We start from the raw sequence: 21,908 nt of genomic DNA, 5'->3' as shown, positions 1-21,908 counted from the left end.
GTACCAATCCTTGTGCCAATTGTCACCCGCCATGGCGACGGACCGGAAAGACGCCTTACGGTGTGCCGCACACGCCGGTCCTAACGAGGACTTAGGCCGTGCCGCTGTGGGTATGGAGGCGTTGTGCGGAAGTTCGTGTACGACTTCGAAGAGGGCAATCGCGACCTCAAGGACCTGCTCGGTGGCAAGGGCGCCAACCTGGCGGAGATGACCAACCTCGGGCTGCCGGTACCGCCCGGCTTCACCATCACCACGGACGCCTGCCGTGCGTACCTCGAAACGGGCGAGATCCCGTGCCGCGACGAGATCAGCGAGCACCTGGCCGCCCTCGAGGGGAAGATGGGGCGCCGGCTGGGTGACGCGGGCGACCCGCTGCTCGTCTCGGTGCGCTCCGGCGCCAAGTTCTCGATGCCCGGGATGATGGAGACCGTCCTCAACGTCGGGCTGACCGACGACAGCGTCGCCGGGCTGGCCGCGCAGGCCGGCGGCGACGAGCGCTTCGCGTGGGACTCCTACCGCCGGCTGATCCAGATGTTCGGCAAGACCGTCTGCGGCGTGCCGGGCGAGGAGTTCGAGCACGCGCTCGACGACGCCAAGGTCCGGGCCGGCACCCGCGAGGACGTGGGGCTGCGGGCCGAGCACCTCAAGGCGCTCGTCGGCGACTACAAGCGCATCTTCCGCGAGCACACCGGGCGCGACTTCCCGCAGGACCCGCGCGAGCAGCTCGACCTCGCCGTCGGCGCGGTGTTCGGCTCGTGGAACGCCGACCGGGCGGTGCTGTACCGCCGGCAGGAGCGCATCCCGGCCGACCTCGGCACCGCGGTGAACGTGGTCGCGATGGTCTTCGGCAACCTGGGCGCCGACTCCGGCACCGGGGTGGCGTTCACCCGCGACCCCGCGACGGGCGAGCGCGGCGTGTACGGCGACTACCTCGCCAACGCGCAGGGCGAGGACGTGGTCGCCGGCATCCGCAACACCATGCCGCTGCAGGACCTGGAGCAGCGCGACCGGTTGAGCTACGACGAGCTGATGACGATCATGGTCAAGCTCGAGGAGCACTACAAGGACCTGTGCGACATCGAGTTCACCATCGAGCGCGGCAAGCTGTGGATGCTGCAGACGCGGGTCGGCAAGCGCACCGCCGCGGCGGCGTTCGTCATCGCCACGCACCTCGTCGACGAGGGCATGATCGACCTCGACGAGGCGACGCAGCGGGTCACCGGCGCGCAGCTGGCGCAGCTGATGTTCCCGACGTTCGACCTGTCCGGCGAGCCGGAGCAGCTGACCCGCGGCGTCGGCGCGTCGCCGGGCGCGGCCGTGGGCAAGGCGGTCTTCGACGCCAAGCACGCGGTGGCCATGGCGAAGGAGGGCGAACAGGTCATCCTCGTGCGCCGCGAGACCAACCCGGACGACCTGCCCGGGATGATCGCCGCGCAGGGCATCCTGACCAGCCGGGGCGGCAAGACCTCGCACGCCGCGGTGGTCGCCCGGGGCATGGGCAAGACCTGCGTGTGCGGCGCCGACGAGCTGGACGTGAACCTCCACAAGGGCCAGTTCACGGTGGACGGTCACGTGGTGTCCGAGGGCGACGTGATCTCCGTCGACGGTACGACCGGGCGCGTCTACCTCGGCACGGTGCCGGTCCAGCCCTCGCCCGTGGTGCAGTACTTCGAAGGCACGCTCGACCCGCAGGCGGATCCGCTCCTCGCCGCGGTACACCGGATCCTGGCGCACGCCGACGAACGGCGGGCGCTGAAGGTCCGCACCAACGCCGACACCGGCGAGGACGCGGCCCGCGCGCGGCGCTTCGGCGCCCAGGGCATCGGCCTGTGCCGCACCGAGCACATGTTCCTCGGCGAGCGCCGCGCGCTGGTCGAGCGGCTGATCCTGGCCCGCACGGCCGAGCAGCGCGACGCCGCGCTGGCCGAGCTGCTGCCGCTGCAGCGCGCCGACTTCACCGACCTGTTCCGCGAGATGGCGGGGCTGCCGGTGACGGTGCGGCTCATCGACCCGCCGCTGCACGAGTTCCTGCCGCCCCTGGAGGACCTCGCGGTCAAGGTCGCGGTGGCCGAGGAGCGCGGCGAGGATCCGGGCCATGACAAGGATCTCCTGGATGCGGTACGTCGGATGCACGAGGAGAACCCGATGCTCGGCCTGCGCGGCGTGCGCCTCGGCCTGGTGATCCCGGGGCTGTTCGCCATGCAGGTGCGCGCGATCGTCGAGGCGGCCGCGGCCGTCGAGGGCGCGCGCCCGGAGATCATGGTGCCGCTCGTCGGCGCGGTGCAGGAGCTGGAGACGATCCGCGCGGAGGCCGAGAAGATCATCGGCGAGTTCGACGTCGACGTGAAGATCGGCACGATGATCGAGGTGCCGCGGGCGGCGCTGACCGCCGGCGACATCGCGCAGGCCGCCGACTTCTTCTCGTTCGGTACCAACGACCTGACCCAGATGGGCTGGGGGTTCTCCCGCGACGACGTCGAGGGGGCCTTCTTCTGGCGGTACCTCGAACTGGGCATCTTCGGCGTCTCGCCCTTCGAGTCGATCGACCGCGACGGGGTCGGCCGGCTGGTGCGCATCGCGGTCGACGAGGGCCGCGCCGCCCGGCCGGAACTGCACTTCGGCGTCTGCGGCGAGCACGGCGGCGACCCCGACTCCGTGCACTTCTTCCACGAGGTGGGCCTGGACTACGTGTCCTGCTCGCCGTTCCGGGTGCCGGTCGCGCGCCTGGAGGCCGGTCGTGCGGCCATCGAGTCCACCGGTTCCGACTCGCGGTGACGCGGCGGGACAGGGTGAAGGGTCACCGGGTTTCGAGTCCCCGGTGAGCACGAGAAAGGCCGGGGCAACGGCGCCCCGGCCTTTTTCACGATTGCTCGTCTCGGCCGGTCACATCTCCAGGTCGTCCTCGACGGGCCGAGGGCGGCGGCGGCCGAGTCGGCGTGGGGGGCGACGTCCCCCTGGCCGCCCTCCAGCCCAAGGGTCTGCCCGGTGGTGTAGTCGATGAGGCTGGCCCCGATCGCCCCCTGATGGTCATGGCACGGCGGAGACAGTCATCAATAGCAGGCACAGGCTCTCCCGTTGGGCGGTCCGGGGGACGCGCACGCGCCGAACCGGCCCGTAGGGCCGGCCCATGACGATGCGCTCTCGGCAAGTTACCCCGCGCTCATGGATCCGCCACTCCCCGTTTTCGTTCAGTAACGGTTGGCCGATCGTCCCTTGAACTTTGCGATATGCACGTTTCGCCCCCGCGACGCCCGGAAAGGGGCTAAAGTGCCCTCCCCTCACGGCGCAACATGCGGCTGCGACGGCCGTCGACCCGGCGTATGGTGGGTCCCCACGTCGACCGCGGAGGTGTGTATGGGGAGTCGGTGGTATGCCCTGATCGTGGATGCGGTCGATCCGGAGCGCCTGGCCCGGTGGTGGGCCGAGGTGCTGGACCACCGCGTGGAGAGCGTTTCCCCGCAGGAGGTCGTGATCGGCCCGGCCATCGACGGCCATCCACGCATCGTCTTCCACCGCCACGACCGCGAGCTCCAGACGAAGAACCGCCTGCACCTGGACCTGCGCCCCGACGACCTCGACGCCGAGCTGGAGCGGCTCGTGAACATGGGCGCCCGGCACGTGGACGTCGGTCAGCCCGACGATGCCGCATGGGTCGTCCTCGCCGACCCCGAGGGCAACGAGTTTTGCATCATCCGGCCAAAACGATGACCTTCGCAAAGCCTACCGGCTGGCGATCGCGGCCGGGCACAGCCGAGCCGCCGGTACCGATCCCGGCGCCGAGGGATGAAGACTCTTCTAAGCTCGACACGTGACCCTTTCGGACGAGGCCCGATTCGTACCTGAACCCGAGAAGGACTCGGTCACAACGTCCGCCGACAACGGGCGCACCCCGTTCCAGCGCGACCGCGCCCGGGTGCTGCACTCGGCCGGGTTCCGCCGGCTGGCCACCAAGACCCAGGTGCACACCGCCGGCACCGACGCGTTCCTGCGCACCCGGCTCACCCACTCGCTGGAGGTCGCGCAGATCGGCCGCGAGATGGGCGCCCGGCTGGGCTGCGACCCCGACGTCGTGGACACCGCCGGGCTCGCGCACGACCTCGGCCACCCGCCGTTCGGGCACAACGGCGAGGACGCGCTCGACGAGATCTCCGGCGCGTGCGGCGGCTTCGAGGGCAACGCGCAGACGCTACGGGTGCTCACCCGGCTGGAGGCCAAGGTCGGCGGTGCCGGGCTCAACCTGACCCGGGCCTCGCTGGACGCCGTGTCGAAGTACCCGTGGCCGCGCGAGCCGGGCCGGCGCAAGTTCGGGGTGTACCCCGACGACGCCGAGGTCTTCGCGTGGCTGCGGGTCGAGCCCGGCTCCCGGCGCTGCCTGGAGGCGCAGGTCATGGACTGGTCCGACGACGTGGCCTACTCCGTGCACGACCTCGAGGACGGCATCCACGGCGGATACGTCCACCTGGCCCCGCTGCGCACCGACGCCGCCGAGCGCGAGGCGCTGTGCGCCGACGTCGCCGCCGCGTATTCGCAGGAGTCCGCCGCCGACCTCGGCGCCATCCTGCTGGAGTTGCTCGCCGACCCGGTGTTCGAGCCGCTGGACCACTACGACGGCAGCCACGCCGCGCAGATCGCGCTCAAGCGGATGACGAGCGTGCTCACCGGCCGCTTCGCCGCGGCGGCGGTCACCGCGACCCGGGAGCGCTACGGCCCGCAGCCATTGCGCCGCTACGACGCCGGCCTCATCGTGCCGCCCCTGACCCGGGCGCACTGCGCGCTGCTGAAGGGCATCGCGCTGCGTTACGTCATGCGGCGGCCGGGGTCTTCGCAGCGGTACGCCGACGAGGCGCACATCCTGCAGTCGCTCGTCGCGGCCCTGCTGGAGCGCGCGCCCGACGGCCTCGACCCGGTCTTCGCCCCGATGTGGCGGGCCGCCCCCGACGACGCCGCGCGCCTGCGGGTGGTGATCGACCAGGTCGCGAGCCTGACCGATCCAGCCGCGGTGGCATGGCACTCGCGCCTCGTTGGATCCTGATCTCCCGAAGTGAAAGGCCGAGTGGAAGGCTGACGCCATGGCTGATGAGCGGACGTTTGTGATCGTCGGGGCCAGTCTCGCCGGCGCGAAGGCGGCGGAGACGCTGCGCGCCGAGGGCTTCGCCGGCAAGGTGATCCTGATCGGCGAGGAGACCGACCGCCCCTACGAGCGCCCCCCGTTGTCGAAGGGGCACCTGCTGGGCAAGGAGGGCGCGCGCGAGAAGGCGTTCGTGCATCCCCCGCAGTGGTATGCCGAGCACGACGTCGACCTGCGCCTGGCGACCCGCGTCACGCACCTCGACCCGGCCGCGCACACCGTCACCCTCGACGGCGTCGACGAGCTGCACTACGACAAGCTGCTGCTCACCACCGGCTCGCGGGTGCGCACGCTGGACATCCCGGGCGCGACCCTCACCGGCGTGCGCTACCTGCGCACGGTCGACGAGTCCGACGCCCTGCTCTCGCACCTGCGGGCCGCCTCGAACGTCGTCGTCATCGGCGCCGGCTGGATCGGCCTGGAGACCGCCGCCGCAGCCCGCCACCACGGTGCGAACGTCACCGTCGTCGAGGTCGCCGCCCTCCCCCTCCAGCGCGTCCTCGGCGACGAGGTCGCCGCCGTCTACGCCGACCTGCACCGCGCCCACGGCGTGGAGTTTCGCTTCGGCGCCTCGGCGGCCGAGTTCCGCGGCACCGACGGCCGCCTGACCTCCGTCGTGCTGGCGGACGGCACCGAACTGCCCGCCGACGTCGCCATCGTGGGCGTGGGCATCCGCCCCAACACGGAGCTGGCCGTGGACGGCGGCCTGGCCGTGGACGACGGCATTCTGGTCGACGCCGGCCTGCGCACGTCGGACCCGGACATCTACGCCGCCGGCGACGTCGTCAACCTCGACCACCCCGGCCTGGGCCACCGCATCCGGGTGGAGCACTGGGCCAACGCGCTGAACGGCGGCAAGTCCGCGGGGCGCGCCCTGCTGGGCGAGGAGGTCGTCTTCGACCGCGTCCCGTACTTCTACTCCGACCAGTACGACCTGGGCATGGAGTACTCCGGCTTCGCCGAGCCCGGCGGGTACGACCGGGTGGTCTTCCGCGGCGACCCCTCGGTGGCGGACGGTAAGGCCCCCGAGTTCATCGCGTTCTGGGTGAAGGACGGCCGCGTCCTGGCCGGCATGAACGCCAACGTCTGGGACGTCACCGACGACATCCAGAGCCTGGTCCGCGCCGGCTGGGCCGGCACCACGGTCGACCTGCAGCGCCTGGCCGACCCGGAGGTCCCGCTCGGCGAGCTGCTCACCTGACCCACCGACCCGCCGGGCAACCCCGGCTACGTCGCCGCCGGGAGCTGGCCGGCCTCGCCGGGCAGTTCCGCTGCCCAGGACATGAGCCACACGTCCCGGCCGGTGTCGTCGAACGGGTTGTTCCCGACCGGGGCGGGCGCCGCGTCGGGGATGGTGGCGATGGCCGACTCGGCGGTGACGCGGTGCTGCAGCATCCGCTCCGCGACCTGGCGGATGTCGTCCGCGTCGATCGTCACGACCACGTCGAGGTCGCGCTGGTGCTGCAGCTGCAGCCCGAGCAGCCGTTTCTCCTCGTCCCGCAGCTGTGCGGCGCGCTCGAAATCCTGCGCGTCGAGCGCCGACTCCTTGTCCCGGCGTGCCTGGGCGATGAGCCCCTCGAAGTCCGGGGCTTCGGCGCGGCGCCGCTGCGGGGCCGCGGAGGAGCCCGCCTCGTCGATGAGGTCGACCGCCGCCGCCGGCAGGCTGCGGTCGCCGAGCCGCCGGTCGGCGATGACGACCGCCTCGACCAGCGCCTCGTCGGTGATGGCGACCCCGTGGTGCGCCTCGTAGCGATCGCGGACCGCCCTGAGCATCTGAACCGCGACCTCGACTGAGGGCGGAGGAACGCTGACGGCCTGCAGCACGCCGCCGAGGCGCTCGTCGCGCTGGACGACCCGATGAAACATGGCGGCGGTGCAGGCCGCGACGAGCCGCACGCCGTGATGGACGAACGAGGACTTGAGCACGGCGGCGCGCGGCTCGAGCAGCAGCTCGAGGTCGTCGACGTAGACGATGACGTCATGACGCGCGTGCACCTCGCGAACGACCCGATCCAGCCGCCGCTGCTGGTCGCCACCGGCGTCGGCGGCGGCGAGCAGCGCGCCGAGGTCGAGCAGGAGCACCACCCGGTCCTTGAGGTCGTCCGGCACCTCGCCCTTGACGATCCGCTGCGCCAGGCCCTCGACCACGGCGGTCTTGCCGACGCCGGGCTCGCCGACGAGGACCGGGTTGTTCTTGGTACGGCGGGACAGCACCTGCATGACCCGCTCGATCTCGGCGTCGCGGCCGATGACCGGGTCGAGCTTGCCCTCGCGCGCGTCCTGCGTCAGCATCCGGCCGAACTGGTCAAGCAGCGGGACCGGCGGCGCGGCGACGACGGTGCCCTCGTTGACGGCGGCCTGCACCGCGGCCACGGACACCTGATCGGACGCCGGCGCCGGCGTCGGCGTGCCCTGGTAGCCGGAGAGCAGCTGGATAACCTGCTGGCGGACCCGGTTGAGGTCTGCGCCCAGCTTGACCAGCACCTGGGCGGCGACGCCCTCACCCTCCCGGATCAGGCCGAGCAGGATGTGTTCGGTGCCGATGTAGTTGTGCCCGAGCTGCAGCGCCTCCCGCAACGACAGCTCCAGCACCTTCTTGGCGCGTGGCGTGAACGGAATGTGCCCGCTCGGCGCCTGCTGGCCCTTGCCGATGATCTCCTCGACCTGCCGGCGGACGCCCTCCCGCGAGATCCCCATGGCCTCCAGGGCCTTGGCCGCCACGCCCTCACCCTCGTGGATGAGGCCGAGCAGGATGTGCTCGGTGCCGATGTAGTTGTGGTTGAGCAGCCGGGCTTCTTCCTGCGCCAGGACGACAACCCGTCGTGCTCGGTCGGTGAACCGCTCAAACATCGGCATCCTCCGACCCGGTGAGGGCGGTGAGGTCCCGGCGGGCCCAGGCCAGCACGGGCTCGTCGCGGTCGAGGTCCTGGCACAGGGCGACCAGCTCCCGCAGCAGCGCGACCGCCTCCGCGTGCGCGCCCAGCATGGCCACGTTGCGGGCCAGCATGTGCTGGGTGCGCAGGGTATCCGGGTGGGCCGGTCCCAGCACCCGGCGCCGGTCCGGCAGCAGGATGCGCAGCAGCGACGCCGCCTCGCCGCGCGAGCGCGACTCGCCCAGGTTCACCGCGAGGAACTGCCTGGTGAGCATCGTGTCGGCGTGGTCGGCGCCGTACTTGCGAACCTGGACCTCCAGCAGCTCGCGCAGGAGGTACGACGCCTCGCGCGGGTCGCCCGTGGCGCCGATGGCGTGCGCCACGAGCTGCCGGGTCCGCAGCGTCTCCTCGTGCTCCTGGCCGAGCACGCGGAGCTGCTCGGCCAGGATGTCGCGCAGCTCGTCGAGGGCCTGCGACCACCGGCCCGCGGTGGCACGGGCGACGGCCTCCGCACGCCGCAGGCGCGTCAGCTCGACGGCCGCCGTCCGGTGCGCGCGGTTGCGGTGCAGCACAAGGTCGCGCACCGTCCGGGAGCCGCGGCTCAGCGGTATCGGCAGGCTCTGCCGCTGCAGGCTGTCGCGCAGCCGGTGGTACAGCTGGTCGAAGGTGATGAACTCGGAGTCGTTCGGGATGCCCTCGCCGAGCAGCGACAGCAGGCGGCCGGTGAAGGCGGTGTGCCGCTCCCCAGGCAGCACCAGCGCCACGTTGTCGGCCTGCGCGGACGTGAGCAAGCAGCAGCCTTCGATCTCGAGCTGCCCGAGCAGCGACTCGGTGGCGCCCGCGAGCTCGTTGCCCAGCGCGCGCCCGGAGAAGCAGCAGTCCAGGATGATCACCTTGGACTTGGCGCCGCTGTCGAGCACCAGCTTGCGCAGCGTCTCGTACTTCAGCGCGCCGAAGTCGGGCTCCTGCGGGTCGGTGTCGTACATGGCGAGGTACAGCTCGTGCCGGGGGCCGGCCTTGAGCCCGTGCCCGGCGTAGTAGATGAGCAGCAGGTCGCTGGCCTGCTCGATCACGGCCCGCAGCCGCCGCCCGAGCCGCGGCAGGTTCGTCTCGTCGAGGATCGTCGTGCAGTGCTCCGGCGGCACGATCCCGTATTGCGGATCGGTCAGCGTCGCGGCGATGTCGGCGACGTTCCGCAGGATCTCGGGAATCTCCGGCAGCGCCTCGGCGTCGGCGTACTTGGACGCCCCGAGCAGCACCACCCGCGACCGTTCGCCATCCGGCACGCCCATGGCACTACGCTTCGTCGCGGAGGGCGCGCAGCATCCGCTCGATGTCGGCGGCGCTGGTGTTCTCGGCGTCGAGCTCGATCGACCGCAACCGCCCGCGGCGTAGCTCGATCTTGATCCGCGCCCGCCGGTTGCGCTCCTGCGCCAGCCACGCCCCGAGCGCGCCGGCGAGCACGGTCAGCGCCCCACCCGACCCGACCGCGACGGTCAGCGCCCCGACGACGCCACCGAGCTCTCCCTGACGTGGCGGAAGCGTCTCCCGCTTGACCAGCGGCCGCAGGTCGGGCTCGCCCGCGAGCCAGTCCTGCAGGTCCTCATACCGCGCTGAGCTGGGCGCGTCCAGGGCCAGCACGAAATCCACGAACGTGATGCTAGCGCCGCCGGACCCAATTACGGCCGCCGCTGCGTGCAGTGCACCGGACCAGGCAGGCACCACCCGACGTAGGTTGATTCCGGCTCATCCGTTCGTCGCCGCCTTCCGCGTACGAACGCGCCTTCCGCGCACCCGGCGCGCCACCGCGACGGCGGCGGCCGCGGCGACCAGGACGCCGCCGAGCACGGCGGCGATCTGGATCACCGCGCTGCGGCCCGGGCCGGTGCCGTCCGCCGCGGGCTCGCCGGACAGGGTCCAGTCGTGGGAGTCCTTGCCCGTTTCGTACACCGCGCGCTGGCCGCCGGGGCCGGTGGCGAGGGTTCGGTACGCGGGGTTGAGGTCGGTGAGCATCCGCACCCCGACGGTGACCGTGCCGACCGGTCCCGGGCAGGTGTAGTCGACGGTCGCGCCCTTCAGGTCCAGGGCCATCGGCGGCTCGACCGCGCCGGCGCAGGGCCGTCCGCCGGCGCTGACCGTGATCTGCCTGAGGAGGTACGCCGTGAACCGCTCGGACGACGCGATCGTGGCCGGGTCGGTGTACCGGGAGTCCACCGCGCCGTCGAGCATGATGCGGTCCTGCGGCAGCACTCCGAGCGACACGCCGAGCAGGGTGAGGTCGTCCGGGCCGCCGACCCGCCAGCGCACGTGCACGACCTCGGGCCGCTGCTCGTCGAGCGTGATGGCCACGGTCTGCGGATCGCCGAACGGGTGGGCCGCCGCCGGAGCCGGCATGCTCGCGACCGAGGCGGCCGCGAGCCCGATGGCGGCGAGTGCCGCCAGTGGGCGGGCGGCCACCGTCCCGCGCCGCCGCCGATGCCCGTACAAGACCAAGGACCACGCTCCCGGCGGTACCGATGCTGCGAACGGCCCAGTCTGCCGAGCGTTGCGGAAATGCGCGGGCGATGACCGGTGATCGGCGGGGAACGCCAGCGTGAAAACTGCGCTATGCCTTCGCGACCTTCTCGCGGCGCTTGGCGCGCACGCCGTGCTCGATGTGGTCGCCGAGCTCCTTGTCGACGTTGTGCCAGTACTCGAAGGCGCGCACCAGGACCGGCTCGCTCACGCCGTCGAGGAGGTGGCCGACGATGTTGTTCACCAGGCGCTCGCGGGCCGCGTCGTCGAGGACTTCGCGCACCATCGTGCCGGCCTGGCCCCAGTCGTCGTCCTCGGCGTGCAGCGTGTACGCGGCGCGCACCATGTCGCCGTCGGCGTAGAACTTGCCGCCGTCGTCGGTCAGGTCCGGCCGGGCCACCGGGCCGCCGTAGGAGTTGGGCGCGTAGACCGGGTCGCTGACGTTCTTCACCCGCATCCCGCCGTCCTTGGAGTAGCTGTGCACCTCCACCCGCGGCGAGTTCACCGGGATCTGCTTGTAGTTGACGCCGAGCCGCGCGCGGTGCGCGTCGGAGTAGCTGAACCCCCGGGCCAGCAGCATCTTGTCCGGCGACAGGCCCGTGCCGGCCACAAGGTTGTTGGGCTCGAACGCGAGCTGCTCCATCTCGGTGTGGTAGTCGCTGACGTTGCGGTTGAGCGTCATCCGGCCGACCTCGCGCAGCGGGTAGTCGTGGTGCGGCCACACCTTCGTGAGGTCGAACGGGTTGAACCGGTAGGTCTTGGCGTCCTCGAACGGCATGATCTGCACCTTGAGCGTCCAGCTGGGGAACTCCCCGGCCGCGATGTGCTCGTACAGGTCGCGCTGGTGGCAGTCGGCGTCGACCGAGGCCATCCGGTCGCCCTCTTCCTGGGTCAGGAACTCGATGCCCTGGTCGGTCTTGAAGTGGTACTTCACCCAGCACCGCTCACCCTGGGCGTTGATCCACATGTAGGCGTGGCTGCCGTAGCCGTTCATGTTCCGCCACGTGCGCGGGATGCCCCGGTCCCCCATCAGCCAGGTCACCATGTGCGCCGACTCGGGCGAGAGGGTCCAGAAGTCCCACTGCATGTCGTGGTCGCGCAGGTTGTTGTTCGCGCGCCGCTTCTGCGACCGGATGAAGTGCTGGAACTTCAGCGGGTCCCGGATGAAGAAGATCGGCGTGTTGTTGCCGACGATGTCGAGGTTGCCCTCGGTCGTGTAGAACTTCACGGCGAACCCGCGCGGGTCGCGCCAGGTGTCGGGGCTGCCCCGCTCCCCCGCGACGGTGGAGAACCGGACGATCACGTCGGTCTCGGCGCCGGGCTGGAACACCGCTGCCCGGGTGAAGGCGCTGACGTCCTGGGTCGTCTTGAAGATCCCGAACGCGCCGCCACCCTTGGCGTGCGGCTGACGCTCCGGGATCCGCTCCCGGTTGAAGGCCGCCATCTGCTCGATCAGGTAATGGTCCTGCAGCAGCAGCGGGCCGTCGGGGCCGACCGACAGCGAATGCTCGTCGCTGGCGACGGGAATCCCGGCGTCGGTCGTGGTCGGTGGGCGTTCTTGTGTCGTCACGCGGAACTCCTTGCCTCGGAGCGGAAACCGGCTTCCTCCGGCAACTGACGTTTCCTGCTGCGGCCCGCGCGCGCTGGCCAAACCGGAATTTTCACCGCACAACCGGGCCGTCTACTCCAACCTGACACCGTTTCTGGAAGGAGTCAACTTTCGCGACCGCAGAAGGCCGTACCTCCGCTCGGCGTGAGTGGAGGCACGGCCTGTTTCGATGCGGCGCGCGGCTCAGGCGGCCTTGCGCAGTGCGTTGCCGGCGTGGGCCTGGCCCTGCACGAGGCGCAGGCGCGCGGGGGCCGGGGCCGGCGGCTCCTCGTCCAGCGCGGCCGGGCGGCGCCATTGCCACGGCGGGCCCTGGCGGCCGGCGGGCGGGCGGCCCGGGTCGAGCGCCGGGCGGGAGAGCGCGACGACGATCGCGTATCCGGCCAGCACGAAGGCGTGGCTGACCAGCCGGGTCGTCTCCACCGTGCCGGCCATCAGGTCGCTGGCGCTCAGCAGGGCCAGCAGCGCGACGAACGCGGTGAGCATCGGCAGTGCGCCGGCCGGGGTGGCGCGGCGGGTGGCGATCCAGGCGAAGCCGGCGCCGATCGCCACGTTCCAGGCGGCGGACTCGTGGAAGACGTGGCCGGAGCCGTGCAGGTGGTTGGCGGTCGCGGCGGTGGCGGCCTGGGTGATGCCGAGCACGAACTGGGCCGCGCCGAACGCGCCGAGCAGCACCCGCAGGACGAGGACCAGACGGCGTCTCGGCAGCGCCCGCGCCGCTCCCGCGGCGGTCGTCCCCGCCACGCGTTCCGCCTTTCCCGCCGGCCTGTCCGCCGGCTGGGGGCCGTCGGCTTGCGCCGATCGGAAGCCGGCGAGCAGGCTCTCCACGGACGGCGGGGCGGCCGGCATCGGCTGCAGGCGCACGAGCCGGGTCACGGCCACGGCCTGGCGCTCCCACTCCCGGCACGCCGCGCACCCCGCCAGGTGGGCGTCGACGAGCGCCGGCTCGATCGGTTCGTCCTCGCCGTCGAGCCGGGCCGACAGCGCCTCTCGGTACCGCTCACACTCCACGGTTGGATTGTCGCCGCGTGCGCCGCGGAAGTTCCACCCGGACCGAAGAAGCCGGTCAGCCGGGGAACGGCGCCACCTGCGCGGACGGCCAGGTGGCGCACGGCGGCGGCCTTGATCAGTTCGCGGCGTCAACGGCCACGACCCCGGCGGTGTGCCGGCTACGAGCCTGTGCGGCGCAGCAGGTACGTATCCATGATCCAGCCCTTGCGGGCGCGGGCCTCGGTGCGCACCGCCTCGATCTCGTCGATGACGTCGTCCAGGCGCCCGGCCACCAGCAGCTCGTCCGGGGTGCCCAGGTAGGCGCCCCAGTAGATGTCGATCGGCTCGTCGCGGTACACGCGGCAGGCCAGGCCGGCGTCGAGCATGACGACCACGTCGTCGCAGCCCTCGGGCCAGGCCGCGGCGAGGCGGCGCCCGGTGGTGATGTGCACCGGCCCGGCGACCTGGTTGAGCGTCACCCGGTGGCGCGCGGCGAGGATCTGCACGCTGCTGATGCCCGGGATCACCTCGTACTCGACCTCGTGCCCCGCCTCGCGGATCGTCTCCAGGACGCGGATCGTCCCGTCGTACAGCGCCGGGTCGCCCCATGCCAGGATCCCGCCGACGCCGTCCTCGCCCAGCTCACGCTCGATCGCCTCGGCGAGCAGCCGGGCCCGTTCGTCCCGCCAGTCCCGGACCGCACCCGCGTAGTCGGCGGCGGCGCGATCGCGCGGCGGGTCCGGGATGACGATCGTGCGGTAGTCGCCGGTCACGTACCGCGCGCACAGCGCCATGCGGGCCTCGGTCAGGTCGGCGGCGGCCTCGCCCTTGTCCAGGACGAAGAACACGTCCACGGCGTTCATCGCATTGATCGCCTGGATGGTGACATGATCCGGATCCCCGGCGCCGACCCCGATGATCAACACTTTGCGCATGTCGCCATCGTATGTGCGGCCTCAGACGGCGACCATCAGGCCCAGGTCGGTCAGGAAGTCGCGGGCCTTCCGCGCCTCACCCTTCGGCAGCAGCGTCCACGGCAGCACCAGGACGCCCGCGCCGCCGATCACCACCACCCAGAACTCGCCGGTGTCCTCGACGCGCTGGACCGTCGTCCACTCGTAGCCGGCCCGCAGGCTCTGCGTCTGCACGCGGACCGCCTCGTCGGTCAGCTCGTACGTCGCCGTCTCCACGAACACGCCCGTGCGCGCCTTCGCCGCCGCCAGGGTGAGCAGCCACGGGCCCACGAGGAGGACCACGCCGGGGGTCATCAGGATGCCGGCGCCGACGGGGATGTCGAGGAGGAGCGCACCGAGGCCGGCCACCGAGAGCCCGCCGCCCACGAGATTCCACGAACGCAGCCGGCCGCGCATCCGCGCCCGCACCGACCTGCGGGTCCGGCCGCGGTCCGGCTGGACCGTCAGCGTGATGTGCATCGTTCCCCGTTCATCGACTGCTGCCGCGACAGTACGCCACCTCGATCGCTGCCCGCGCGGGCACCCGGGGGCATGCCGTCCGCATGGACATCGGCGGCGATCAGCGCTCCCGGCGGCCGGGAGTGGCGCACCGCGGGGCCGATGCCGCGCCCGGCTCAGATGCCGTCGGTGGAGGAGCCGACCGTCCAATAGACCCGGTTGTAGTCCTCGAGCACGAGCCCGTCACCGGCGTCGCGGTAGGTCGTGACGCCGCAGTTCTCCGGCGCCCCGCCCTCGGGCCGGCGCTGCACCTGCGAGTAGCTCCAGCCCTCCAGCAGGAAGCGGAAGCAGCGCAGCGTGCCGCCGTGCGTGACGACCATGATCTTCTGGCCGGCGTGGTCGCGGAAGAGCTCGTTCAGGAACGTGTGCACCCGCCCGGTGACGTCGGCGAGGCTCTCCCCGCCGGGCGGGCGGGCCATGAAGCCGCCGAAGGTCTGCCAGTACTCGTTGAGCCACGGGAACGCCGCCTCGGCCTCGGCCGTGGTCATGTCGTAGGCGAAGCCCGGGTCGCGCTCGCGGATGAACAGCTCGGACTTGACCCGCATCCGGTCCCGCTCGGCGGCCGGGTAGGCCTCGAGGATCCCCTGCGCGGTCTGCTCGGTGCGCGCGTAGCCGCTGGTGAACACGTGGTCGAAGACGCCGAAGCGGTCACGGATGCCCTGGCCGGTCTGCACGGCCTGCTTGTGCCCGTCCGGGGTCAGCTCGACGAGGTGGTCGGGCACGCCCCGCAGGACCTGGCGGGCCGCGTCGTCGGCGAAGTAGACGCTGCCCTTCTTGGCGATGTTGCGGGCGGACTCGGCGTGCCGGACGAGGACGAGCAGGGCTGGATGCGCGTGGGTCACCTACGACTCGTACTGCTCCTGCGGCACCGGTATCAAGGTGACCTCGGACACCTCGATGAACGGGATCGCCTCGCCGTTGACCTGGTCCTGCAGCTCGCGGCCGCTGTACTTGCCGGTGATCCGCAGCCACTGCTGGTCGGCCAGGCCCTCGGGCAGCTCGCCGCCGAGCGCGACCTTCACCGGCCGGGCGTCGGCGGCGCAGCAGCTGACCATCATCCGGGCCAGCAGCCACGAGTCCTCCGGGCCGCGCATCGCGAAGCCCGTGAGCTCGACGCGCCGCTCGCCGAGCGAGGCGCCCCGGTCGAAGATCGCCCGGGAGGCGTAGTCGAGCATCGTCAGCCGCACCGGGTCGCCGGCCGGCAGCGGGGCGTACTCGGAGCGCGCCGTGACCGCCGACCCGCTGCGCCCGGCCGCGTAGGAGCCCAGCGCCGGCGGAGCGAACAGCAGCAGCCCGAGCACCGGCGCCAGCAGCAGCCAGGCCACCTTCGGGCCGCCGTGCGCGTGCCCGTGCCCGTCGTCCTCCTGTGACTGGTCGTGTGCCTGGTCGTGCTCGTGACGCTGTCCGGGCCGCAGCTCGTACCACAGCGTGAAGACCCCGGCGAGCAGGAGGAGGACGCCGGCGGCCACGAGGTAGGGCTGCAGCCCCGGCTTGACGTAGTTGAGGTACTGCCCGGTCAGGCTGGCGCGCAGCACCGCGCCCCCGATCAGCAGCAGGATGACGGCCTGGGCCTGCTTGTTCACAACAGCACCGGTCCCAACACGGCGGCGACGAGGAGCGCCACGACGAACGTGGCGGGGGCGAAGCGCAGCGCGAACCGGCGGCCGAAGATGCCGGCCTGCATCGCGAACAGCTTCAGGTCGATCATCGGCCCGACGACGAGGAACGCCAGGCGCGCGGTCAGCGAGAACTGGGTGAGCGACGCGGCCACGAACGCGTCGGCCTCCGAGCAGATCGACAGCACCACGGCGAGCAGGCCGAGGGCCAGGATCGCCACCACCGGGTTGGCGGCCAGGTGCGCGAGCCAGGAGCTGGGCACCACGACCGCGATGATCGCCGCCGAGGCCGCCCCGATGACCAGGAACCCGCCGGCGTGCAGGACGTCGTGACGTACCGAAGCCCAGAACGCCGGCCACTTGGCCATGCCGTCCAGGTGGGCCCGCGACGGCATGCGCAGCCAGCTACCCTTGCCGAACGCCTGCCACAACCAGCCCATCAGGCAGGCGACCACGAGGCTGGCCACGGCCCGGGCGATCACTATCTTCGGCTGGCCGGGGAACGCGACCGCGGTCGAGATCAGCACGATCGGGTTGACGGCCGGCGAGGCGAGCAGGAACGCGAACGCGGCGGCCGGCGTGACCCCGCGGTGCACCAGCGCCCCGGCCACCGGCACCGAGGCGCACTCGCAGCCGGGCAGCACCACGCCGGCGACGCTCGCCGTTGGTACCGCGAGCGCCGGATGCGACGGCAGCGCCCGGGCGAAGAACGAGGGCGGCACGAACACGGCGATGATCGCGGACAGCACCACGCCGAAGACCAGGAACGGCATCGCCTGGGTCAGCACGGACACGAACACGGTCAGCCAGGTCTGCAGCGCCGGCGTGGCGAGCGAACGCGTGATCGGGCCGCGCAGCAGCACCACGAGCACGAGCACGGCGGCCAGCACCTCGACCGAGCCAACCCGCCACCGTCGCCGCGTGGGCGTCGGCTCGGGCGGCGCGGGCGTCTCCTGGGTCAGCGTCACGGGAGGAGGCTACCCCCTCGATTGGTACCGTCGGCATGAAGCGCCGACGAACACTTCGGAGTGTGAACTCATGGTGGCTGGCTTCGATTCCCAGGCCTGCGCGCTGGCCCACGGCGCCATCGAGCCGGCGCCGGACGGCCGCGCGGTGGTCGCGGTGTTCGACTCGCCCGTCGCCACTCACCTGCTGCACCTCGCGGCTACGCTGGGCTACCGGGTCGCGCTCGCCGAGCCACGGCGGGAGCGTGCGGGCCTGGCGGACGTGACCATCGACGCCAACACCGACGTGGTGGTGACCGACCACGACCGTCCCGAGCTGGGCACGGCGCTGCGCGACGCGCTGGCCTCGCCGGCCCGCTGGGTCGGGGTGATGGGCAGCCCACGCCACCCCGCGCCGCACGTCGAGGCCCTGCGGGCGCTCGGCGTCACCGAGGAGGACATCGCTCGCGTGCACCGGCCGATCGGCCTGAACATCGGCTCGCGGACCCCCGCCGAGATCGCCCTGGCAACCCTGGCCGGGCTGGTCGCCGACAGAAACGCCCGCCCCGGCGGCTTCGCCTTCTAACAGCTCACCACCAGCTCCGCCCGAACACCATTCGCGAAGCACCACAAAACGCCCACACAAAACCGCAACCACTGCGCGCAAGCGCCCACACCCCCACCGAAGCGAGAGCCAGGCTAGTGCGGTGGCCATGAACGTTGGCAGGGTGACGGCGGGGCGGATTCTGTCGTACGTGTGTGCTAGAACCTGTGGATGCCTCGTCGTCGGGATCCGGATGCGCCACGGGTGGTGTACCGCACCGCCCGGGTCGGCCTGCGCCTGACCCGGGCGCAGCAACAGCGCTGTTTCGGGCTGCTGCGCTCGGCCGGCGACGCCTGGGCGTGCGTGCTGGAACTCAACGTGTGGCGGCGACAGCGCCGCGACCCGCCGCTGGTGTCGTACCAGGCGTTATGCCGGGAGTTGGCGGCGGCGGGTGCGGGCACGTTCAGCGAATTGGACAGTGTGGGTGCCCGGTCGGTGCTGCGCCGCTACTCGGACGCCTGGTTCGCCGCGGCGAAACGCCGCCGGGGCGGCGATCCGGCAGCGCGGTTTCCGCGGCGGCGGCGTGGCCTGGTGCCGGTGCGCTGGTATCACGGCACGTTCACCCTCGACGGGCAGCGGCTGCGACTGCCCACCGCCGCCGGGTGTGCGCCGTTGCGGGTGCGGCTGGACCGGACCGTGCCATACCCCGCCGGGCAGATCCGCTCCGTGACCCTGCTGACCGAGGGTGGCCGGTTGTGGGTGGAACTCACCGCCGAAGTCCCCATCGCCGCATATCCGCCGGATGCCGGCCCGGACCCGGGCCGGGTCGCCGGGGTCGATCTGGGGGTCATCCACCCGTATGCGATGGCCGGACCCGACGGGCAGGGACTGTTGGTGTCGGGGCGGGCGATCCGCGCCGAGCACCGCATGCACCTGGCCGACACCAAAGCCCGCAACCGCGCGGTCGCCGGCCGGGCGCCGACGCCCGGGCAACGGGGCTCCCGGCGCTGGCGGCAGTACCGGCGCCGAGCCCGGCAGGTGGAGGGCCGGCACCGGCGGCGGGTCCGGCAGGCCCAGCACGAGGCCGCCAAGACCGTCATCGCCTGGGCCGTCGAACACCGCATCGGCACCCTGACCGTCGGCGACCCGCGGGGTGTCCTCGCCCTGGACGCTGGGCGGCGGCACAACCTGCGGCTACGCCAGTGGCAGATCGGCCGGGCCATCGCCGTGCTGCGGGACAAGGCCGAACTGGCCGGCATCACCGTCCAGCTGGTCGATGAGCGAGGTACTTCCTCGACCTGCCCCGCCTGCCGGCAGCGCATCCGCAAACCGGCCGGGCGGACCATGACCTGCACCACCTGCCACACTTCGGGGCACCGTGACCTGTTCGCGGCCGCCACCATCGCCACCCGCACCCCCGCCAGCACACAGCCGGGCGCATCGGGTGGCGGCAACAGCAGCACGGCGGCGGTCCTGCCGCACGTGATCACGCACCGTCGAGCCGGACGGCACCTCCCCGGTGCCGGACCGTCCCGGCGTGACCCCCGCCGACCACACCGACCACCACCCGCACCAGCGGTGGCGGCCGGCGCGGCGGTCATGGGGTCGGTCGGCCGGCTGAGGCCCGCCCCACCGCACACAGCGGTGGGGAGTCGCTCGACCGCACCCCGCGGCGAGGAACCACAAACCCCAACCCAACCCGGTAAACGTTTGTGGTCACAGCACTAGCAGCCCGGCAGGCGCTCGATCAGGTAGCGCTCGACCTGGTCCAGCGACACGCGCTCCTGGGCCATCGAGTCGCGGTCACGGATGGTCACCGCCTCGTCGTTGAGCGTCTCGAAGTCGACCGTCAGGCAGAACGGGGTGCCGATCTCGTCCTGGCGGCGGTACCGCCGGCCGATGCCCTGCGCGTCGTCGAAGTCGACCGTCCAGCGCTTGCGCAGCTGGGCGGCGAGGTCGCGGGCCTTCGGCGACAGGTCGGCGTTGCGCGACAGGGGCAGGACGGCCGCCTTGACCGGGGCGAGCCGCTTGTCGAACCGCATGACCGTGCGCTTGTCGACGCTGCCGCTGGTGTTCGGCGCCTCGTCCTCGTCATACGCCTCGAGCAGGAACGCGAGCACCGCGCGGGTCAGGCCGGCGGCCGGCTCGATGACGTAGGGCACCCAGCGTTCCTTCTTCTCCTGGTCGAAGTACGACAGGTCGACGCCGGAGTGCTTGGAGTGGGTGGTGAGGTCGAAGTCGGTCCGGTTGGCGATGCCCTCGAGCTCGGAGAACTCCTGGCCGCCGAAGCGGAAGCGGTACTCGATGTCGACCGTGCGCTTCGAGTAGTGGGAGAGCTTCTCCTTCGGGTGCTCGTAGTAGCGCAGGTTGTCCACGGAGAGGCCGAGGTCGATGTACCAGTTCCACCGCTCCTGCAGCCAGTACTCGTGCCACTGCTCGTCGCTGCCGGGCTCGACGAAGAACTCCATCTCCATCTGCTCGAACTCGCGGGTGCGGAAGATGAAGTTGCCCGGGGTGATCTCGTTGCGGAAGCTCTTGCCGACCTGCGCGATGCCGAACGGCGGCTTCTTGCGGGCGGCGCCGGCGACGTTGTTGAAGTTGACGAAGATGCCCTGCGCGGTCTCCGGCCGCAGGTAGTGCAGGCCCTCGTCGTTCTCGACCGCGCCCAGGTAGGTCTTCATCAGGCCGTTGAACATGCGCGGCTCGCTGAAGGTGCCCTTGTTGCCGCAGTTCGGGCAGTTGATCTCGCCGAGCACGAAGGGCTTGGCCGTGCCGTTCTTCTCGACCCACGCCTCCTCGAGGTGGTCGGCACGGAACCGCTTGTGACACGAGGCACACTCGGTCAGCGGGTCGACGAACGCGTCCACGTGGCCGGAGGCGACCCAGACGTCGCGGGCCAGGATGACGGCGGAGTCGAGGCCGACGATGTCGTCGCGCTGCTGGACCATGGCCCGCCACCACTGGCGGCGGACGTTGTCCTTGAGCTCGACGCCCAGCGGGCCGTAGTCCCAGGCCGAGCGCGTGCCTCCGTAGATCTCGCTCGACGGGAAGACAAAGCCGCGGCGCTTCGCGAGGCTGACGACGGAATCGATGCGGTCTGCGGCCATGGTTCCTCCTCGGCCTCACGGCGACTGGCTGTCGGCAAGGCTGGTTGTCGTATATAGAGACGTCATATGTAGCGAGCACCGGTGGATCGGTCGGCGCCAACCCGGGCAAACCGTCAACGTCACCATCGACGGTACGGTTACGCCGGTGCGAGCCGCACCAGATTAACCGGCGCACCGCGGTGCCCGAGCCTCCGGGCGGGGCTCGCCGGCGCTAGTCCAGCCCGCCGCAGATCAGGTACCTGGTGCCAGCCTGCTCCATGATGTACTGCTCCTGCACCCAATTGCCGTTCTGCCGCACCCGGGCCGGGACGGTGATCACGTTCGCGATCGTGACGTCGTCGGCGCTGACCGTGAAGTCGGTGACCGGCGCCTGGCCGTAGCGGTCCTCGAACCAGCCGAGGGAGTGGGTCCTGAGCTCGCTGTCGCACAGCTGCCGCCGGGCGCCGGCGAAGTCCTCGTCGCGCACGGCCGTCAGGTAGTTCTCCACGACCGAGGCGACCTGGGACTTGCCGAGCGAGTCGGCGTAGGGCAGCAGGAAGCCGATGCCGACGATGCCGGCGATGCAGCACAGCACCAGGACGACGCCGCCGACGCCCAGGCCGATCCACAGTCCCCGCAGGTCGCGGTCGCGCGGGGGCGCCGCGAAGGGGGCGAGCACGCCCGGCCCGCGCGGCGGCGGTGGTACCTCGTCGGGCACGTTCCACTCGGGGTGGGGGCCGACCTGAGGCGGCATCATGCGCTCAGCCTATCCAACCTCAGGCACGGTCACTGGTGGTGACCTTGAGCTCCCCGCCGGGCCCGCTATCGGCCAGTACCTCGAACGCCGAGGGCTCGTCGAGCGCCTGGGCCAGCAGCGGGGTGGCGTGTACCTTCACGTCGAAGTTGGACAGCGCCCGCCGGTACGAGCCGACGGACTCCCACTCCGTGACGATGCTCCAGTGCGCCGGGTCGTCGTACGCGCGTCCGAGGCGGCCGCGAAGGTACCCTGGGCAGGCTGCGAGGGCGGCGAGCGCGGCGTGCGCACGCCCGGCGAAGTCCTCGTCGTCCTCGACGACAAACCTGGTCATCACGATCATGCCGCCGAGCATACGGAACCGCGAGCACATGGAGAGGA

The 21,908-nt window shown here is 71.7% G+C and carries 19 protein-coding genes and 1 pseudogene; 6 read left to right on the top strand and 14 right to left on the bottom strand.

Translation table 11 applies throughout. The annotated features are described in order from the left end of the window. The first annotated feature begins 123 nt into the window (after window positions 1–123). The 4 genes from ppdK (at window position 124) to ACGFI8_RS22805 (ending at window position 6,329) form a co-directional block, all read left to right on the top strand. Window positions 124–2,775, top strand: a complete 2,652-nt coding sequence (ppdK, locus tag ACGFI8_RS22820; RefSeq protein WP_392807689.1) for a pyruvate, phosphate dikinase — start codon at window positions 124–126, stop codon at window positions 2,773–2,775. Between the two features lie 606 nt (window positions 2,776–3,381). Further along, window positions 3,382–3,708: a VOC family protein gene (locus ACGFI8_RS22815; protein WP_392807686.1), complete on the top strand. Its 327-nt coding sequence runs from the start codon at window positions 3,382–3,384 to the stop codon at window positions 3,706–3,708. A gap of 100 nt (window positions 3,709–3,808) precedes the next feature. After that, the gene (locus ACGFI8_RS22810; RefSeq protein ID WP_392807684.1) at window positions 3,809–5,032 is read left to right on the top strand and encodes a deoxyguanosinetriphosphate triphosphohydrolase; all 1,224 of its coding nucleotides are present in this window, start codon (window positions 3,809–3,811) and stop codon (window positions 5,030–5,032) included. A 37-nt stretch (window positions 5,033–5,069) separates the two neighbouring features. Continuing rightward, the gene (locus ACGFI8_RS22805; protein ID WP_392807682.1) at window positions 5,070–6,329 is read left to right on the top strand and encodes an NAD(P)/FAD-dependent oxidoreductase; all 1,260 of its coding nucleotides are present in this window, start codon (window positions 5,070–5,072) and stop codon (window positions 6,327–6,329) included. 203 nt (window positions 6,330–6,532) lie between these two features. Here the strand turns inward: ACGFI8_RS22805 and ACGFI8_RS22800 are convergent. The 11 genes and pseudogenes from ACGFI8_RS22800 to ACGFI8_RS22750 all read right to left on the bottom strand — a co-directional run. Further along, window positions 6,533–7,978 (bottom strand): annotated as a pseudogene (locus ACGFI8_RS22800) (Clp protease N-terminal domain-containing protein); the annotation flags it as partial. Further along, window positions 7,971–9,293, bottom strand: a complete 1,323-nt coding sequence (locus ACGFI8_RS22795; protein WP_392807680.1) for a tetratricopeptide repeat protein — start codon at window positions 9,291–9,293, stop codon at window positions 7,971–7,973. The pseudogene ACGFI8_RS22800 and the gene ACGFI8_RS22795, both read right to left, overlap by 8 nt. 4 nt (window positions 9,294–9,297) lie before the next feature. Continuing rightward, entirely contained in the window at window positions 9,298–9,651 is a 354-nt protein-coding gene (locus ACGFI8_RS22790; protein ID WP_392807678.1) for a hypothetical protein, read from the bottom strand. A 96-nt stretch (window positions 9,652–9,747) separates the two neighbouring features. Beyond that, on the bottom strand, window positions 9,748–10,458 hold the full coding sequence (locus tag ACGFI8_RS22785; protein WP_392807677.1) for a hypothetical protein: 711 nt from the start codon (window positions 10,456–10,458) through the stop codon (window positions 9,748–9,750). 148 nt (window positions 10,459–10,606) lie between these two features. Continuing rightward, window positions 10,607–12,085, bottom strand: coding sequence for a catalase (locus ACGFI8_RS22780; RefSeq protein ID WP_392807675.1), 1,479 nt, complete (start codon window positions 12,083–12,085; stop codon window positions 10,607–10,609). A 222-nt stretch (window positions 12,086–12,307) separates the two neighbouring features. Further along, window positions 12,308–13,132, bottom strand: coding sequence for a zf-HC2 domain-containing protein (locus ACGFI8_RS22775; RefSeq protein WP_392807673.1), 825 nt, complete (start codon window positions 13,130–13,132; stop codon window positions 12,308–12,310). 158 nt (window positions 13,133–13,290) lie between these two features. Beyond that, a complete protein-coding gene (gene cobF / locus ACGFI8_RS22770; RefSeq protein WP_392807671.1) occupies window positions 13,291–14,046 on the bottom strand; it encodes a precorrin-6A synthase (deacetylating) in 756 nt (251 codons plus the stop codon). A gap of 21 nt (window positions 14,047–14,067) precedes the next feature. Further along, window positions 14,068–14,544, bottom strand: a complete 477-nt coding sequence (locus ACGFI8_RS22765; RefSeq protein ID WP_392807669.1) for a YcxB family protein — start codon at window positions 14,542–14,544, stop codon at window positions 14,068–14,070. Window positions 14,545–14,699: 155 nt separating this feature from the next. Further along, the gene (locus ACGFI8_RS22760) at window positions 14,700–15,425 is read right to left on the bottom strand and encodes a histidine phosphatase family protein (protein ID WP_392807667.1); all 726 of its coding nucleotides are present in this window, start codon (window positions 15,423–15,425) and stop codon (window positions 14,700–14,702) included. Beyond that, window positions 15,426–16,166 (bottom strand): TIGR03943 family putative permease subunit, encoded by a 741-nt coding sequence (locus ACGFI8_RS22755; protein ID WP_392807666.1) that lies wholly within the window; start codon window positions 16,164–16,166, stop codon window positions 15,426–15,428. After that, complete coding sequence (locus ACGFI8_RS22750; RefSeq protein WP_392807664.1) at window positions 16,163–17,167, bottom strand: permease; 1,005 nt, start codon at window positions 17,165–17,167, stop codon at window positions 16,163–16,165. The genes ACGFI8_RS22755 and ACGFI8_RS22750 overlap by 4 nt, the downstream gene beginning before the upstream one ends. A 70-nt stretch (window positions 17,168–17,237) precedes the next feature. Here ACGFI8_RS22750 and ACGFI8_RS22745 point away from each other — a divergent pair, with 70 nt between their 5' ends. Together ACGFI8_RS22745 and ACGFI8_RS22740 are read left to right on the top strand one after the other, a co-directional pair. Continuing rightward, entirely contained in the window at window positions 17,238–17,729 is a 492-nt protein-coding gene (locus tag ACGFI8_RS22745) for an XdhC family protein (RefSeq protein ID WP_392807662.1), read from the top strand. A gap of 189 nt (window positions 17,730–17,918) precedes the next feature. Continuing rightward, window positions 17,919–19,415: an RNA-guided endonuclease InsQ/TnpB family protein gene (locus tag ACGFI8_RS22740; RefSeq protein ID WP_392807661.1), complete on the top strand. Its 1,497-nt coding sequence runs from the start codon at window positions 17,919–17,921 to the stop codon at window positions 19,413–19,415. Here the strand turns inward: ACGFI8_RS22740 and ACGFI8_RS22735 are convergent. From ACGFI8_RS22735 to ACGFI8_RS22725, 3 genes are all read right to left on the bottom strand, one after another. Continuing rightward, window positions 19,412–20,794: a glycine--tRNA ligase gene (locus ACGFI8_RS22735; RefSeq protein ID WP_392807659.1), complete on the bottom strand. Its 1,383-nt coding sequence runs from the start codon at window positions 20,792–20,794 to the stop codon at window positions 19,412–19,414. The two genes, ACGFI8_RS22740 and ACGFI8_RS22735, sit on opposite strands and share 4 nt — an antisense overlap. Window positions 20,795–21,005: 211 nt before the next feature. After that, window positions 21,006–21,530, bottom strand: coding sequence for a hypothetical protein (locus ACGFI8_RS22730; RefSeq protein WP_392807657.1), 525 nt, complete (start codon window positions 21,528–21,530; stop codon window positions 21,006–21,008). Window positions 21,531–21,549: 19 nt separating this feature from the next. Next, the gene (locus ACGFI8_RS22725; RefSeq protein ID WP_392807655.1) at window positions 21,550–21,870 is read right to left on the bottom strand and encodes an antibiotic biosynthesis monooxygenase family protein; all 321 of its coding nucleotides are present in this window, start codon (window positions 21,868–21,870) and stop codon (window positions 21,550–21,552) included. Window positions 21,871–21,908 lie beyond the last annotated feature (38 nt).

Origin of the sequence: Dactylosporangium sp. NPDC048998 (genome assembly GCF_043197855.1) — a bacterium.
In the GTDB taxonomy this organism is placed as follows: Bacteria; Actinomycetota; Actinomycetes; order Mycobacteriales; family Micromonosporaceae; genus Dactylosporangium.
The sequence above is the reverse complement of the archived record's forward strand: the minus strand, read 5'-3'. Positions and strand labels throughout refer to the sequence as shown.

Coding starts and splice junctions, on each gene's coding strand:
- ACGFI8_RS22795 (WP_392807680.1), bottom strand. CDS start 9,293: ATGGGCGTGCCGGATGGCGAACGGTCGCGGGTGGTGCTGCTCGGGGCG.
- ACGFI8_RS22730 (WP_392807657.1), bottom strand. CDS start 21,530: ATGATGCCGCCTCAGGTCGGCCCCCACCCCGAGTGGAACGTGCCCGAC.
- ACGFI8_RS22765 (WP_392807669.1), bottom strand. CDS start 14,544: ATGCACATCACGCTGACGGTCCAGCCGGACCGCGGCCGGACCCGCAGG.
- ACGFI8_RS22725 (WP_392807655.1), bottom strand. CDS start 21,870: ATGATCGTGATGACCAGGTTTGTCGTCGAGGACGACGAGGACTTCGCC.
- ACGFI8_RS22805 (WP_392807682.1), top strand. CDS start 5,070: ATGGCTGATGAGCGGACGTTTGTGATCGTCGGGGCCAGTCTCGCCGGC.
- ACGFI8_RS22740 (WP_392807661.1), top strand. CDS start 17,919: ATGCCTCGTCGTCGGGATCCGGATGCGCCACGGGTGGTGTACCGCACC.
- ACGFI8_RS22735 (WP_392807659.1), bottom strand. CDS start 20,794: ATGGCCGCAGACCGCATCGATTCCGTCGTCAGCCTCGCGAAGCGCCGC.
- cobF (WP_392807671.1), bottom strand. CDS start 14,046: ATGCGCAAAGTGTTGATCATCGGGGTCGGCGCCGGGGATCCGGATCAT.
- ACGFI8_RS22745 (WP_392807662.1), top strand. CDS start 17,238: ATGGTGGCTGGCTTCGATTCCCAGGCCTGCGCGCTGGCCCACGGCGCC.